Source organism: Streptosporangium sp. NPDC051022 (genome assembly GCF_040683035.1).
Classification (GTDB): Bacteria; Actinomycetota; Actinomycetes; order Streptosporangiales; family Streptosporangiaceae; genus Streptosporangium.
The window spans coordinates 1-15,054 of sequence record NZ_JBFBCF010000021.1; the positions used below are offsets into that span (position 1 = coordinate 1).

12 protein-coding genes and 1 pseudogene are annotated in these 15,054 nt (G+C 68.3%); 6 read left to right on the forward strand and 7 right to left on the reverse strand.

The window, feature by feature from the left end; all coding sequences use genetic code 11:
• Nucleotides 1–449 precede the first annotated feature (449 nt).
• Complete coding sequence (locus AB0N02_RS29170) at nt 450–2,018, forward strand: alpha/beta hydrolase (protein WP_363952927.1); 1,569 nt, start codon at nt 450–452, stop codon at nt 2,016–2,018.
• Nucleotides 2,019–2,857: 839 nt separating this feature from the next.
• Here the strand turns inward: AB0N02_RS29170 and AB0N02_RS29175 are convergent.
• Both AB0N02_RS29175 and AB0N02_RS29180 read right to left on the reverse strand, forming a co-directional pair.
• Nucleotides 2,858–3,013 carry a Hin recombinase gene (locus AB0N02_RS29175; RefSeq protein WP_363952929.1) on the reverse strand — a complete coding sequence of 52 codons (156 nt, stop codon included), beginning with the start codon at nt 3,011–3,013 and terminating at the stop codon, nt 2,858–2,860.
• 558 nt (nt 3,014–3,571) lie between these two features.
• Nucleotides 3,572–4,522 carry an NAD(P)-dependent alcohol dehydrogenase gene (locus tag AB0N02_RS29180; protein ID WP_363953257.1) on the reverse strand — a complete coding sequence of 317 codons (951 nt, stop codon included), beginning with the start codon at nt 4,520–4,522 and terminating at the stop codon, nt 3,572–3,574.
• 123 nt (nt 4,523–4,645) lie between these two features.
• Here AB0N02_RS29180 and AB0N02_RS29185 point away from each other — a divergent pair, with 123 nt between their 5' ends.
• The 4 genes from AB0N02_RS29185 (at nt 4,646) to AB0N02_RS29200 (ending at nt 9,526) form a co-directional block, all read left to right on the forward strand.
• Entirely contained in the window at nt 4,646–5,371 is a 726-nt protein-coding gene (locus AB0N02_RS29185; protein ID WP_363952931.1) for a TetR/AcrR family transcriptional regulator, read from the forward strand.
• 57 nt (nt 5,372–5,428) lie between these two features.
• Nucleotides 5,429–5,797, forward strand: coding sequence for a recombinase family protein (locus AB0N02_RS29190; RefSeq protein WP_363952933.1), 369 nt, complete (start codon nt 5,429–5,431; stop codon nt 5,795–5,797).
• Between the two features lie 434 nt (nt 5,798–6,231).
• Entirely contained in the window at nt 6,232–9,000 is a 2,769-nt protein-coding gene (locus AB0N02_RS29195; protein ID WP_363952935.1) for an AAA family ATPase, read from the forward strand.
• 160 nt (nt 9,001–9,160) lie between these two features.
• A complete protein-coding gene (locus AB0N02_RS29200; RefSeq protein ID WP_363952937.1) occupies nt 9,161–9,526 on the forward strand; it encodes a beta/gamma crystallin domain-containing protein in 366 nt (121 codons plus the stop codon).
• 498 nt (nt 9,527–10,024) lie between these two features.
• Here AB0N02_RS29200 and AB0N02_RS29205 read toward each other — a convergent pair whose 3' ends face one another.
• Nucleotides 10,025–10,948: an SDR family NAD(P)-dependent oxidoreductase gene (locus AB0N02_RS29205; protein ID WP_363952939.1), complete on the reverse strand. Its 924-nt coding sequence runs from the start codon at nt 10,946–10,948 to the stop codon at nt 10,025–10,027.
• On the reverse strand, nt 10,945–11,838 hold the full coding sequence (locus tag AB0N02_RS29210) for an oxidoreductase (protein WP_363952941.1): 894 nt from the start codon (nt 11,836–11,838) through the stop codon (nt 10,945–10,947). Before AB0N02_RS29210 ends, AB0N02_RS29205 begins: the two co-directional genes overlap by 4 nt.
• A gap of 82 nt (nt 11,839–11,920) precedes the next feature.
• On the opposite strand from AB0N02_RS29210, the gene AB0N02_RS29215 reads away from it, so the two are divergent.
• A complete protein-coding gene (locus tag AB0N02_RS29215; protein ID WP_363952943.1) occupies nt 11,921–12,520 on the forward strand; it encodes a TetR/AcrR family transcriptional regulator in 600 nt (199 codons plus the stop codon).
• A gap of 40 nt (nt 12,521–12,560) precedes the next feature.
• On the opposite strand, the gene AB0N02_RS29220 is transcribed toward AB0N02_RS29215, so the two are convergent.
• The 3 genes and pseudogenes from AB0N02_RS29220 to AB0N02_RS29230 all read right to left on the reverse strand — a co-directional run bounded on the left by AB0N02_RS29220 (nt 12,561) and on the right by AB0N02_RS29230 (nt 14,967).
• Nucleotides 12,561–12,920, reverse strand: a complete 360-nt coding sequence (locus AB0N02_RS29220) for a nuclear transport factor 2 family protein (protein ID WP_363952945.1) — start codon at nt 12,918–12,920, stop codon at nt 12,561–12,563.
• A pseudogene (locus tag AB0N02_RS29225) lies at nt 12,917–13,344 on the reverse strand (transposase); the annotation flags it as partial. The pseudogene AB0N02_RS29225 and the gene AB0N02_RS29220, both read right to left, overlap by 4 nt.
• 267 nt (nt 13,345–13,611) lie before the next feature.
• Nucleotides 13,612–14,967: a hypothetical protein gene (locus AB0N02_RS29230; RefSeq protein WP_363952947.1), complete on the reverse strand. Its 1,356-nt coding sequence runs from the start codon at nt 14,965–14,967 to the stop codon at nt 13,612–13,614.
• Between the last annotated feature and the right edge of the window lie 87 nt (nt 14,968–15,054).

The window sequence follows — 15,054 nt, forward strand, 5'->3', positions numbered from 1 at the left end:
AGTTCCAGCGGGTACTTCCGCTTCCCCATGATCGAGACCTTTCCCATGATCCGTGGACCATGATCCAAAGCCTCCGGAAAAACGGGGGAAGCTCACTCACATGGTGTTCCCACACACCGTCATAGCCACCATGCAGATGATGGCCGTGGGATGAGCCGTTTCCCGCCGGGCGTCACCTGCCGCTTTGCGGCCAGGCAGAAGCAAAGGAAGCACCCGCTGGAACGACTCCCACAGCCCCTCGTGCAGCAGTTGTTGAAGGAACGCATCCACGAGTGATCTGATGACCGACCGCCAAAGGTGGCCACGGTCTCAGAGTTGCGCTGGCCCTGAGAGCGAAATCTATAAATGAAATAACGTTTCTCGTCATTCTTAACCATGGTCGCGGAATATTGACCGGTCAAGAATCGGGAGGTCGAGGACATCGGCATACGCCTGTGATTGGAGATCGCGTGCGTAGAATCGTTTCACTGCTCACCGTCACCCTGATGGCTCTCATGACGTTGTCCCCCCTTATGCCCGCCGAGGCCACGCCTGCGGCTCCAGCGGCGCCGGTCGCGACGATCACCTGGACACCGTGCCCGCGAAACCCCTCCGCCGAGTGCGGCAAACTCGCCGTACCGGTGGACTGGAACGACCCTGGCGGGCCGACCATCGACCTGGCCGTGGCCAGGCTCAAGGCCACCGACCCTGCGGCCAGGATCGGCTCGCTGCTGCTGCATCCCGGCGGCCCAGGTTCCTCCGGGGTCAGCTACGCGATTTCCCTGAACAACTTCAGCCCGGAGCTCAAGCGCCGGTTCGACATCGTAGGGTTCGACCCCCGCGGCGTAGAGGACAGCGGGCGCATCGCATGCTCGGCCCAGCTGCTGTCCCAGTTCCCCGACCCGCTCATCAAAAGTCAGGCGGAGTTCGACGCCTGGCTCGACTACGGCAAGCGGTTGCGCGCCGACTGCCGCGCCCGGACAGGGCCGGTCTTCGACCATGTCGACAGCGTGAGCGCGGCCCGCGACATCGACGCGATCCGCGAAGCGCTCGGCGAGGAGAAGGTCACCTACTACGGCCTCTCCTACGGCACGCTGGTCGGCCAGATGTACGCGGAATTGTTTCCCCACCGGATCCGCGCCCTCGCCCTGGACAGCAACCTGGACCACAGCCTGAGCACCGGCCCCTACCTCTACAGCTGGGCCACGTTCGCCCAGGACAGTTTCGACGAGTTCGTCAAGTGGTGCGACGGGGAGACCCGATGCGCGCTGCACGGCACGAACGTGCGCGCGTTCTGGGCTCGCCTGCTGGAGCGTGCCGACCGCGGCGAGATCCGCGCCCCCGGCACCCCTGCCAGGTCGCTCACCAGACAGGACGTGATCCGCTACGTCTTCCGGGCGGGCTACGTACCCACGTGGTACGAACTGGCCGAACTGCTCGTCGCCCTGGATGCGGGCGCCCAGGAGCCGCCCGCCTCCGCAGGCTGGCTGCTGAGTGAGACGGCGGACTCGCGGCAGGCTCCTGCGGCCGCCGAGCTGGAGGTGTCCTACCCCCTCCAGATCTTCTGTGAGGATTTTCGCTGGCCGATCCGCGACTACCGCGAGTACACCAAACACCTCCGCCGCGCCAAGGCCATCGCACCGGACATGGGGATCGTCCCGACCAGCCTGACGCTCACCGCCCTGTGCCTGAGTGAACCGGATCCGATCCCGAACCCGCAGCATCGCCTGCGGGTGAAGGGCGGCCCGCCGCTGCTGATCGTCAACGGGCTGCACGACCCGGCCACCGGCTACGCCTGGGCGCTCAACGTCGCCGCCCAGATCGGAAAGAAGGCGCGGCTGCTCACCTATGAAGGGTGGGGGCACGGCGCCTATGGCCGTGGCGACTGTGTCACGGCCGCCGTCGACGCCTACCTGATCTCGCTGAGGCTGCCCGCGCGAGGAACCCGGTGCCCGGCTGTACCGGTGGCGCCGCCCGATGCGGCTGACCGGCCCGCGCCGTTCGCCCCACTGCCGGACTGGCTGGCACCCCGTCACTGACCCATCGAACCGGTGACATCACCGGAACCTGAGGCGAGCCGGGGGTTGCTGTGATGGCTCACAGCTGCTTTCCCCGGCCCGCCAGACCTGGCGCGTGTGCCTCCACGCACCGGGCGCTTCATGTACTTTGCCTACCAGTCAGTCGATTGAGGCGGGCTGCCGTTTTCGCAGGCCGGAAGGCCGCTTTGCCGTCACCGTAACGGTAGCGCTCCAGGGTAAAGGCGACGCCTTGACGAGCGCTCCTCCAGTCTCTGTCGCGGAAACAACACGTGAGCCCGGTCATTCCGAGGCGGACTTTGCCCGCGTATTTCCCGTCTGATCAACCGTGCCTCAGTGCGGACATCGATCACGCTGGAGATCTCCTTGACACTCCATCCCGGAAGCAGGCCGTTCACCCGCATGGCATCCGGTTCAAGCGGAGAATCAGCTCGGCCAGGTCCTGATTGGGGGCCCTGCCTCTGCTCGCGCCGATGCGTGCGCCATCCGGACCGGCTGACCGTCTTCGCCTGATGGCAGCAACCGAAAAGCCGGAGAAAGGCTGCGGTGTTTGGTGCTTGATGGTCGTTGCACCGGACACCGCAGACCTCGCGGTTGTCGATCACGCGGCAGCCGCACTGGCCTGCCGCCGTGTGAGGCGTGCGTTCTAAAAGTGGAAGGTGTCGGGATATGACGAGCATCGGAATGAAAAGTCCCGTTAGCGGAGCATGGTTGAACGGCTTACCGTGACTTTTCGCTCATAGCCTCTCGTCAGCCTGTTTCCGCACGTGGAAGCTTCGGAACAGAGCGTCGGCGACCGTGACATACGGCGGAGGCCATGGGGCTTGCCGGATTTTCCAGGGTCAGGCGCTGGGTGCCGGACGAGACAGGGCGGCCCGCAACTCCTGCAGGTCGGGGATGTGGTTGTACAGCGTCCCCACGCTGACACCCAGCAGCTTGGCGATCGAGATGACCGACCGCTGCGGGTCGGGCAGCAGATCACGGGCTGCTTTCAACAACTCGGCGCCGACGACGGTGGGGCGGCCACCGGTGCGACCGCGGGCTCGGGCAGCGGCCAGACCCTCGTGAGTGCCGACTCTGCTCGCGTGCCGCCGTCCTCATCGGCTGTCTCGCTGGTGCTGGAGTCGGTTTCCGGAGCCTGTTGCTGCTCTCCGCCGGCCTCGTCCCCGTGCGCACTGGGCGGTTCCACGTCGGTGTTGTCTCGCTGGAGCAGTCCAGAACCGTCTTCTTGCCGAACGGCGCGTAGTACAGGTCCAGGTCAGACAGCAAGATGGTTACCGTCTCCGGCCTGATCACGGCCGCGGTTTCTCGCGGGATGTCGTCAGTGGCAGGTCTCTTGATAGGCCGGTTCCGGGATGTGTTGTTGCCACTCGGTCGGGGACAGGCCGCCGTCCCGGCGGCAGATCATGGCGGTGGCGGTGTCGGGATCGACGGTGATCTCACGTAGGGTCCCGTCGGCGGATGAGACGAGGAGAGCTGCCCGGTTGAATGCCACGGCCGGTACGGACCGGGTGTTGAAGCTGATCGGTGCGGCGATCCGCTGATATCCCCGCCGGTCACACGATCTGGATGACGTGCTTTCCGCGGACGCCGCCGGCCTCCAGGGCGCGATGCGCGGCGGCGATGGAAGCGAGGGGGTGAACAGTGTCCACGACCGGATGGATATCGCCGTTCTGTGCGTACCGGGTCAGTTCGGCGAACAACTCGTGCCGTGGGTTGCCGCTGAAGAAACGCACCCGTCGGGAGCCGTGGACGGTGGAGCCGAGCAGATAGGAGACGCTTGTGAGGAGGTTCTCGACATCGAAGGCGATGGCTACCATGCGTCCCCCCGGAGCCAGCAGCCGACGGTAGGCGGGGTGCTGAGTGCCGACGGTGTCCATGACGACGTCGAACACGCCCAGTCCGGACGGATGGGTCGTCGTGTGGTCGAGGACCTCATCTGCGCCCAGGCCGCGAACGAAGTCGAGGTTCTTCGGGCTCGCGAGGGCGGTGACGTGAGCGCCGAAGAGCTTGCCGATCTGGACCGCGACGCTGCCGACACCGCCACTGCCCCCGCGCACCAGGAGACGCTCGCCGGGCCTGAGACGCGCCTTGTCACGCAGAGCGGTGATCGAGGTCGTTCCGCCCCCCAGCAAGGAGACAGCCTGCACCGCACTGAGATTGCCCGGGGCAGGAGCCATCTGCCGGGGGCGGACGGCCACGTACTCCGCCGCGCTGCCGAAGGTCGTCCGCCCCAGAAACCCCCACACCCGCTCCCCCTCCCGGATACCGGGCACCGAGGAGCCGACCTCGACGATCTCACCGACGAAGTCGATCCCGGCGCGCTGCGGGAAGCGGCGCCCCGTCACCAGGCGCAGCTTCCCGGCCCGGCCTGCCAGTTCGCCGCCGTTGACGCTGGCCGCGTGGACGCGGACCAGCACCTCACCAGGCCGGACTTCCGGCACCGGAACCCTGCCCTCGTACAGCACCTCCGGAGGGCCGTACCTGTCGTAGAGGGCTGCGCGCATCTCATTCACGGCGTCGTCCTGTCTCTGTCTCGGGAGCCGTGAGCGGAAGGGATCTGTCCGCTCGCACGCCCACGCTAACGCCGTAAACGGGCGACACCTTCCACTTGAGTTAAACTGAGAGACATGCCTGCTCAGCCCTCTCGGAAACCAGGCCGACCACCTGCTTCCACCGATGATCCCCGGCCGCCCGCCGCCGGTGCAGGGCTGCGCGCCGACGCCCGGCACAATCGCAGGCGCATCCTCGAAGCCGCCCGCGAGGCATTCACGACCCAGGGAATCGACGTACCCCTCACCACGATCGCCCGCCGCGCCGGAGTCGGCGCCGCCACCCTCTACCGGCGCTTCCCCACCCGCGCCTCTCTCGTCACCGAAGCCTTCGCCGAACAGTTCGCCCGCTGCGCCGCCGTCCTCGACGAGGCACTGGAAGACCCCGACCCCTGGCACGGGTTCTGCTCGTTCATTGAGAAGGTGTGCACCATGCAGGCCACCGACCGCGGCTTCACGGCCGCGTTCCTCTCCCGGTTCCCCGACGCCGTCGACTACGAACGCGCACGTGCCCGCGTCGAGAACGACCTCGCCCGGCTGGTGCGGCGCGCCAAAGACGTGGGGCGACTGCGAGAGGACTTCGACCGCACCGACATCACGCTCCTGCTCCTGGCCAACGGCGGCGTCGTCGGAGAGTCGCAGCAGGTCTCGCTGGCCGCGTCCCGGCGTCTGGTCGCCTACCTCCTGCACTCCTTCCGGGCCGACCAGACCGAACCCCTGCCCCCGCCTGCACCGCTGGGACTGCACCACATCCACCGGTCGCCGCTCCCGCCGCCCAGTGGCTCGGCTGGTTCTCAGAAATGAGTAATTCCGCGAGCCGCGATCACACCGGCGATCGGCGCCGCGGCGAAGCCGACCAGGGTGGGTTACGCCCGCTGCTCCACCGCCCAGCAGGAGCTCCAGAGCCAGCTCAACGCATTGGACGAGGCGGGCTGCGACCCGGTCTTCTCTGAGAAGATCAGCACCCGCGTCAAAGTGCGGCCGCAGTTCACCAAGGCGATGGGCCACGCCCGCACGATCAAGACGGCGGTGCCGTACCAGCGGGTGATCCTCACCGTGCACGAGTTGAAACGCCTCGGCTGCGGCGCCGCCGAACTGCTCACCATCGCCGAGCAGCTGCGCCATCACGACATCGAACTCGAAACCGGCCCGCTCCAGGGCCTCTACGACCCCTTCGGGCACGGCGTCGCGCTGTTCGCGTTTCGTCGGCATGGTCGAATCCGAACGTGAGCACATCCGCGAGAAGTCACTGGAGGGCCAGGACTCGGCGAGTGAACGCGGCCGCCGCGGCGGCCCAAGGTGTTCGACGACGACATGATCGCCTACGCGCGCGCACTGCGGGAACGCGGTGGGCGGTGCCCGAGATCGCGGCCAAGCCGGTCATCCCCACCGGCAAGAACAGCGGCATGGACCCGAGCGGTGGGCCGAGAAGCCCGAGCAGAGCACCAAAAGCTGCATAACGGGCGAAAGAACCGCCGCGCTGAATGTTGATCGTTAAAGTGGTCGCGGTGTTGAGGAGGCCGTATGCGGCGGCGTTGATCAATGCGAGCGTGTCAGCCGCAGGAGGTCGTCATGGTACTCGGCCGACAGGTCTCCACAGCGTGATACCGGAGACCATCCGTGCACGCGGGGCAGACCTGCTGGGAAGGGCGAGGGGGAGCGACGTGGCCGAAGAGCCCCGGGACGGCGAGGCGATCATTGGGAGAGAACGCGAACAGGGCCGGCTGGCGGGCCTGCTGACCCTGGACGGCGGGCCCCGGGCGGTGGTCGTGCTGGGGGCGGCGGGTGTCGGCAAGAGCGCGTTGCTGCGGGCGGTCGGTGGTGAGGCGGTGCGGGCCGGTCGGCGGGTGCTGTACGCGGCCGGGGACCGCAGTGAGAGCGATCTGCCGTTCGCGGGCCTGCACCAGGTGCTGCATCCGGTGCTGGATGCCGCCCGTGATCTCGGCGGCGGGACGGCGGCCGTGCTGGACGCCGTGTTCTCCCCCCTCGCGCGGCCGGAGCGGCCGCGGCGGTTCGCCGTGGCCATGGCGGTGCTGAACCTGCTGTCGGAGGTCGCCGCGCGCACGCCGCTGCTGGTGGTGGCGGATGACGCGCACTGGCTGGACCGGGCGTCGCTGACGGTGCTGGGTTTCGTGGCCCGCCGCCTTGCCGGTGAACCGATCGCCGTCGTGGGCGCGGCTCGCGGTGAGGTGCCGCCGCCCGGGTGGGAGCGCGGGCTGGAGGTGGTCGAGGTCGGGCCGCTGGTGCCGCAGGCGGCGCGGCGGTTGCTGGCCCGTCAGCCGGGCGCCCCTGGGGTGCATCTGCGCGAGCGCGTTCTGGCCGAGGCCGCGGGCAACCCACTGGCGATCATCGAGCTGGCCAAGGCAGCGGGCGAGGCCGCCGATCCGGCATCGTGGCCGATGCGGACACTGCCGGCGGGTGAGCGGCTCGGACGTTTGTACGCCTCCCAGCTGGCGGCGCTGCCGCGCGAGAGCATGCGCCTGCTGCTGCTGGCGGCGCTGGCCGGCAATGTGAACGTCCAGGTCCTCCTGGATGCCGGCAATGGGCTCGGCTTGGAGGCTCTGACGCCCGCCGAGCAGCAGGGCCTGATCCGGGTGGAGAGCACCGGGGACGGGGCCAGGATCGTCTTCCGGCATCCGCTGCTGCGCTCGGCGGTCGGCCAGGCCGCCTCGTTCGCTGACCGGCGGGCCGCTCACCTGGCGCTGGCCGCCGTCACCGCCGATCCCGACCGGCGCGTCTGGCACCGCGCGGCCGCGGCTGTCACCCCCGACGGGGAGCTGGCCGATGAGCTGCTGGCGACCGCTGAGCGGGCGCTTGCGCGCGGGGCCACGGTGGAGGCGCTGGCGGCCATGGAGCGCTCGGCGGGCAACACCCCCGATCCCGCGCTCAAGGCGCAGCGATTACTGATCGCCGCCCAGCACGCATGGCTGAACGATCTGATCGAGCACATGCTCAATCTGAGTGAGCAAGCGATCTGTCTCAGTGACGACCCGGCGGTGCGGGCGTCGGCGCTCTTGGTCAAGAGCTGCGCGCTGACGGATCAAGGACGGCAGAGCGCAGCCCTGGACATATTGATCCCGCTGGCCGATCAGCTGGCAGGTGGTCGTTCGGTGAGCGAGCGATGGGCGCTGATCACGGCGGCCAGTGCGCTGCTGTCATCGGGCACGGCCGAGCACCGCCGGCGGGTGCTGCGCCTGACCGCCGTCCTGCCCACGCCGACGGACCCCGCCGACGTGCAGGAGGTCTGGGCGCGGATCCTGCCCGATCCGCTCACTCAGCAAGACCTCGCCGAGGCGGTCATCGCGCACACCGTCCGGCACTTCGACCGGGACCTGATGCGGCGGATGATGGCCGGGACGCTCGCGCTGTTCACCGACCGGACCGACCAGGCGCTGCGCCTGCTCGCCGAACCTCCCGCCCCAGCGGGCGGCGGTGCGCCGCGCCGCCTCGGCATCGTCATCTTCTACCACACCTGCGCGTGCCTGGACGCGGGCCTGTGGGATCAGGCGCGAGAAGCCGCCGACCTGGCGGCCGAGCTGGCCACGGAACTGGATCCAGGGCTGAACCTCGCACTGAGCCGCGTCCTGCTGGGCACCCTCGCCGCCCTGCGCGGACAGGCGGCGGCCCGGCCCCTGCTGGCCGCCGCGCTGGAGGCGGGCTACGCAGAGGTCGGGGTGTTGAGCGTGCGGGCGCACCGTGCACTGGCCATGGTGGAGGCGGACGCCGGCGATCCGGCCGCCGCCTATGAGCACCTGCGCCAGGTGTTCGACGCCGACGGCGAGCCGGTCCACTTCCTGCTGTCGCCGTACGCGGTGGCCGACCTGGCCGCCGCCGCGGTGCGCACCGGCCAGGACAGCCACCGCGAGCACGCCGCCAGGTCGGCCAAGACCGTGGCCGCCATCGTGGACAACGGCGGCACCCCCCGCCTGCGGATGCTGCTCCACCACGCGCGCGCCCTGCTCGCGGCGGAGCCGGCGGAGGCCGAGGAGCACTTCCGCAGCGCGCTGGAGGATCTGGCGTGCGGGCGGTGGCCGTTCGAGCGGGCCATGGTCTGCTTGGACTACGGGCGGTGGCTGCGCCGCCGACGCCGGCCCGTGCACGCCCGGCCGCATCTGATCGGCGCGTTGGAGGTCTTCGAACGGCTGTCCGCCGCGCGGTGGGCCGAGCGGGCCCGCGACGAGCTGCGGGCGGCCGGGGTGCAGCGCGCCGACCCCGCCCCCTCCACCCTGGCGGAGCTGAGCGGTCAGGAGATGCGCATCGCCCGGCTGGCCGCCCAGGGACTGAGCAACCGCCAGATCGCCGAGCACATGTTCCTGTCCCCGCGCACGATCGGCGCCCACCTGTATCGGATCTTCCCCAAGCTGGGCATCACCTCCCGCGCCCAGATCCGCGACGCGCTGGATGACCCCGGCACCGCAGGCGAGCCGACTTAATCGGCCGGATTAAGTCGACCGACAGAAGCACCCCCCTCGCGCAGGCTCCTACCGTGGCGGTACTCGCCCGCTCTTCGAGCGAGGACAACCACGAGCACCGCACGCAAAAGGTAGTAGACGTTTCCACTACCTGAGCCCGCGACAACAAAAGGGGAAATGCATGAAAAAAATCACCAAGCAGGTATTCCTGACGGCACTGACGTCCGTTCTGGCGACGTCCGTACTCGCCGTCACCGCACCGGCCGCACACGCGATCACTCCACTCGCCTGCGGCAACCGGACCGACCTGTTGAAGGTCACGTACCACACTTCGACCCATGGCAAGCGTGACCTATGTTTTGCGAACGCCGGAACTGCCACTTTCGGTGGCGACACCTGGCTTCACGAGATCAAGACGGGCAACAATCGCGTTCAGTGGTTCGGGGACGGCAAGTGGCAGCCCGCCTACATAATCGACAAGTGGACGACCTACAGCTTCCCGAACCACCCCGGCGGGGTGAGGATGGACAAAATTTGGATCGAGTAAGCCGTCGGCGATAGCGGGGGCGCCGATCTTGCAGGCCACCCCGGATAGCCGCGGCGACTGCAGAACGTCCCGGACACTTGGACGCTCTGCAGTCGCCGCAGGCGACGCTCCCGAGCGGTGGCGCGCCTGTGCTGAAGGCCACCTGCAGTCAGGTTGATGCATAGGACTGGCTACCGCTGGCCTCACGACCGGCCGACATCGGCCTTCGCAGCGTGCTGCGGGGGCGCTCCCTGTGCGGGTGCGGCCGGAATACGGCAGAAAGGTGCCGCGCCCGCCTGAAACCGCAGGTCAGGCGGCAGGGCTGACTGCGGGGTTTCGGCGGCGGTCCGCAGTACGACGGATGGGGCCGGAATGCTGAACAAACCGTCGTTAGTGCGTTGGCCTGCGGTGATGAGGTTGCGCTGACCAGACGGAGTTCAGGTTCTGTCCGGTCAGCCGCCCGGCGCGGTGTCTTTCTGCCGTATTCCGGCGGCTCCCCCTCCTGCGTAACGTGAGCCGTCAGGCTCGGAGGTCGAACGCGATTCCCGTGGCGTCCTCCGCCTGACGCCAGAACTCTTCTCCGAACTCCTCGTTCGCGCTGGGGGCCGTGGCCTCGATCCGGACCGCCGGGCCGGCGACGCGGCGTCGCGGGCCGTAGTAATCGCCGCCGGTGGCATTCGGATCGGTCGCGGCGCGCACCGCGGGCCACGCGCCGCGGTCCTTGCCCTGGGCGTAGAGCGCCGTGATGTAGTCGGAGGGGCGGCCTCTGTCGATGATGCCGGGCCGGCGAGGCGACTTCAGGTCGATCGCGATCCCCGGGTGCGCGAGCAGCGACTCGACCGTGCTGTCCGCGGCCGTCAGCCGGCGCTGCAGCTCGAACGCGAACGCGAGCACGGCGTGCTTGGAGTACCCGTAGGCGCGGAAGAAGCTGAACGTCCCGTGCTCGCTCTGCAGGTTCCCGGGATCGAGCTTGACCACCTGCGTCGCCTGACTGGTCTGGCTGATGACCCGGCCGTGCGGGGCGAGCGCCTGCAGCGCGAGCGCGGTCAGTGCGAACGGGCCGAACGCGTTCGCGCCGATGATGAGTTCCAGCCCGTCCTGGGTGACCTTCCGCTCGCGTCCCCCGGTGGTGATGCCCGCGTTGTTGATGAGCCCGTCGATCGGGCCGAGCTTCTGGATTGCTCCGGCCGCGTCCCGGATCGACGCCAAGGACGTGAGGTCCAGGCGCACGAAGTCGACCGTCGCGCCGGGCGCGTACTTGCGGATCGATGCCGCAGCGACCTCCGCCTTCTGTTCGGAGCGAGAGGCGAGGATGATCCTCGCGCCGGCTCCGGCGAGTTGCTCGCTGATGAAGTAGCCGATGCCGGCGTTTCCGCCGGTGACGACGAAGGTCTTTCCCGCTTGCGAGGGCAGGTTCTCCGGGTCCCAGTGGTCATTGGTCACGGGTGGTCCTCTCGGGTTGGGGTGTCTTGCGCTGAGCCGGGGCGCGGCGGTGCGGTCATCCGGTGCACCCCGAAGGCGCGGCGGACCAGGGAGTCGAACGCCCGGTCGGGAAGCAGCCATCTCAGGAACACCATGGGCGTGGCCCCGAGCCCGACGCGGTAGCGCGTGCGCGGACGTCTCGTCTGCGCGATTCGTGCGATCGCCAGGCCGACGACGTCGGGGTCGGACGCGGTGCGCGCGGTGGGCTCTGAACTGGCGGCCAGGTTCATCGCCACCTGGTCGGCCATGCCCTCGTACGGGGTCGAGCGGGCGGAGCTCCGCACATGATCGGCCGCGATGGTGCCCCACTGCGTGCGGATCGATCCGGGCTCGACGATGACGACGCGGATGCCGAACGGTGCCGTCTCCATGCGCAGCGCGTCGCTGAGGGCCTCGACCGCGTACTTGCTCGCGTGGTACCAGCCGCCCAGCGGCGAGACGAGCTTGCCGCCCATCGAGCTCACGTTGATGATCGTGCCGCCGCCCTGCTCCCGCATCAGCGGAAGCAGCAGTTGTGTGAGCCGGGCCAGGCCGAAGAGATTGACCTCGAACTGGTTGCGGGCCTCGTCGAGCGGCGTGCACTCGATCGCGCCATACGATCCGTAGCCGGCGTTGTTGACGAGGACGTCGAGGCGGCCAGACCTCTCGGCAATCGTCTTTACCGCGGCCGAGACGGACGCCTCGTCGGTCACATCGAGGCTCAGGACCTCGATGCCCGTCTCCTTGAGTGACGACATGCGATCCACGCGGCGTGCGGCGGCGTAGACCACGAAGCCCGCATCCTTCAGCCGCCGGGCGGCTGCTGCCCCGATGCCGGAGGAGGCCCCGGTCACGAGTGCGACTCTCTGCATGACGTCATCCCTTGTCCAAAATGTCACTGCGTGCCAAAGCTAACAGCTAGCGCCAAATGTGTGCAACCAGTACGCTGGACTCATGACCGATCGCAGCCCTGGCCTCCGAGAGCGCACACGCAACGCCGTGCAGTGGGAGATCGCAGAGTCCGCCGGCTCCCTCTTCGCCGAGCAGGGCTACGACGAGACGACGATCGACGACGTCGCGGCCGCCATCGGCATGTCGAAGCGGAGCGTGTTCCGCTACTTCGAGACCAAGGAGGATCTCGTCCTCGGCAAGTTCGACGCGCTCGCTGGCGCAATGCTGGCCGGACTGCGAGCCCGTCCTGCCGGCGAGTCGACCTGGGAGTCGCTGCGGGCGATGCTCGCCTTCCTGGTGCCGCACATCGATTCGCAGGGGAGGGACGCCGTGACCGCGCCGCTGCAGCGGCTGATCTTCGAGACGCCCGTGCTCCTCGCGGGCTACCTGAAGCGTCAGCACCAGGTGCAGAAGTCTGTCGTGTCGATTCTTCGAGAGCGTGCCGTGGAGGCCGGCCGGCCCTTTGCGGTGGACGATCCCGCGCCCTGCGTGCTGACGGCCGCCGCGTTCGGGTGCCTGATGGTTGCGCAGCAGGCGTGGCTGGAGAATGACGCAGATTCGTTCGCGGAGGTCCTGGACCGAGCACTGTCCGTACTCGACTGATCCCATCGACCTGCTGTACTGGCGCGCCAGCCCGGGCCAGTCAGATGAGGTCGGCCTGCACGAACGCGAACTTGTCGCCGGCGAAGGTGATGTCGAAGATCCCGCCGGTCCGGCCTCCGGGGAAGCTGCCGGTGAAGTCGACGACGACGTGGAAACCGCCCTCCTGCGGGGTGATGCTGACGAGCCGGGTCGTGGTGTCGTAGCCGATGAAGTAGGCGTCGAAGTACTTCTTGATGCCCGCATGGCGTCGGAACTGGCTGCCCATGGAGGGGTCGTCGAGGACGGCGTCCTCGGTGAAGAACGCGAGGTAGCTGTCGGCGCCATCGCGCCGCGTCCGTACTGGCCCTCCGCTCCCGAACGTGGCCCCAGCCCAAAGACATCCCAGGGCTTTGGGTGTCAAGCGGCGGCTTCGTTGCGATGTGGCCAGGCGGTGGTCTCGTCGTAGAGGGTGCCGGTTTTGAGGCACCCGTGCAGGATGCCAACGAGCCGGTTGGCGACCTGGCGCAGTGCTGCTCGGTGCCCCACCTCGCGGGCGCGGAGCCGGTCGTAGCAGGCGCGCGCACCGGGTGAGACGGTCAAGGCGGTGAAGGCTTGGGAATCGAGGGCGTCGATGAGCCGGTCATTGTGCACATAGCGGGCGAGCATCACCTTCTTCTTACCGGATGCCCGGGTGATCGGGCTGGTGCCGGCGTAGTTCTTGCGTGATTTGGCGCTGACGTAGCGGCCTTCGGCGTCGCCGAACTCTGCGAGCACCCGAGCGCCGAGACCAGTCCCAGCCCCGGTTGTGACAGGAGGACCTCAGCGTCCGGGTGCTGACCAAAATGCTCCTCTCACCTGCGCTTATGCAGAGGTCTCAGGCTGATAGGCCAGACCTGAGCCCTGTTGTCCATGCAGGCCAGAGGCATATCCGTTGGACTTCCGGCCGAAACCACGGGGACCCCGGTCTGCGGTGTCGGGCAGGAGGTAGTACTCCTCCAGCAGGGCGCGTGCGGCGTCGTTGTCGCTGACGGCGCAGTCCCAGATCACCTGCTCGCCGTCGCTGGTGACGTGGAAGGCGAAGAACGCCTTTTCGCGGGCGGCAGTGGCGGCTTCTACCCGTGACCGCGGTGGACGCAGAAGAGCTGGTCTTCGGTGCCGTCGGGGTCGCGGTAGGAGACGATGGCGGGGCCTTGGGCGCTCATGTGGCCGGGCAGCCGGGTGTCGGGGCTCCAGCTGGTGCCGCCGAAGCGGGTCCACCACAGGTTCTGGTCGTTGCCGCCACCGCGGTGCACGCAGTACAGGAAGTTGTTGTAAACGGCCAGGGCGGGGCCCTCCGCGCTCCTGTGGCTGGGCAGCTGGGTGCCGGGGCTCCAGTGGTTGCCGTCGAAGCGGGTCCACCACAGGCTGTCGTCGTTGCCGCCACCGCGGTGCATGCAGTACAAGGAGCCGTTGTAGACGGCCAGGGCGGGGTTGGAGCGGGTGCCGTGGGCAGGGAAGGCGGTGTCGCGGCTCCAGCTGGCGCCGTCGAAGCGGGTCCACCACATCCAATCGCTATTGGAGTCCCTGTAAACGCAGTACAGCATGCCGTTGAAGGTCGCCAGGGCCGGGCCTCGGCTGGTCAAGCCGTTCATAGGGGTGTCGGGGCTCCAGCGGTTGCCGTCGAAGCGGGTCCACCACAGGCGCCTGTCGTTGCCGCCACCGCGGTGCACGCAGTACAGGAAGTTGTTGTAAACGGCCAGGGCAGGGCCGTCGGCGCTGCGATGGGCGGGGAAGGCGATATTGTCGCTCCAGCCCTCATTGCTGCCGGGGTCGTAGACGGTCCACCAGAGCGATTCGTCCCGGTCCCCGCGGTGCACGGCGTACAGGTTGCCGCGGAACTCCGCCAGCGCCGGATTGGACCTGGACAGGTGGCCGGGGAACCTCTCGTTCTCGCTCCAGTTGTGGAAGGTGTTCATGGCCGTCCACCACAGCGAGGTGTCCTGCCTGGGGGCCAGAGAGATGGGGAGGAGCATCCCCGGGGCGAACCAGGGCGACACCAGCCGACAACCGTGGTCCCTGCCGACTCGCTGGATGATAAGAGAACGGATCTGGAAGGAGAGCTCGATCAACCGGCCGAGCGCCCTGGGCCGGATGGCCCTGGCCACGATCTCCCCTACCAGCTCCGAGATCTCGGCGGCGGCTTGGGCGGCTGCGGCGTTGAGGACGATCTCAAAGCCCCACCATCTCGCGTTGGCGTACACCTGCATGCCGTTGGCGTTCAGCTGCGTCTCGAGCTGGCGAGCCCTGTCCTGGTCGGCTTGGGGGAGCTGGCTGGCCTGCTCCTCGAATTCCTTGCGGGCCTTGTCCAGATACTCCCGGGAGATCCGCTGCGCCTCCTCGTGGGAGACGGAGTACGGAATGGCCTGCCAAGCGGCGAGGGCGTCGGCCTCGGCTCTGGCTTGGTCCTGGCTGGTGCTTTCATCGGGCATGCGATCACGTCCCATTCCGTAGGAGGATCCGCCGTGAAGATCGTCAGCGGCCTTGAGTATCCGGCCGTGCCCCACTACCGGCAAGGG

Bases quoted from the DNA above. Each gene is read 5' to 3' on its own strand.
- AB0N02_RS29215 (WP_363952943.1), top strand. From the start codon at position 11,921: ATGACCGATCGCAGCCCTGGCCTCCGAGAGCGCACACGCAACGCCGTG.
- AB0N02_RS29200 (WP_363952937.1), top strand. From the start codon at position 9,161: ATGAAAAAAATCACCAAGCAGGTATTCCTGACGGCACTGACGTCCGTT.
- AB0N02_RS29180 (WP_363953257.1), bottom strand. From the start codon at position 4,522: ATGCGCGCAGCCCTCTACGACAGGTACGGCCCTCCGGAGGTGCTGTAC.
- AB0N02_RS29185 (WP_363952931.1), top strand. From the start codon at position 4,646: ATGCCTGCTCAGCCCTCTCGGAAACCAGGCCGACCACCTGCTTCCACC.
- AB0N02_RS29210 (WP_363952941.1), bottom strand. From the start codon at position 11,838: ATGCAGAGAGTCGCACTCGTGACCGGGGCCTCCTCCGGCATCGGGGCA.
- AB0N02_RS29230 (WP_363952947.1), bottom strand. From the start codon at position 14,967: ATGCCCGATGAAAGCACCAGCCAGGACCAAGCCAGAGCCGAGGCCGAC.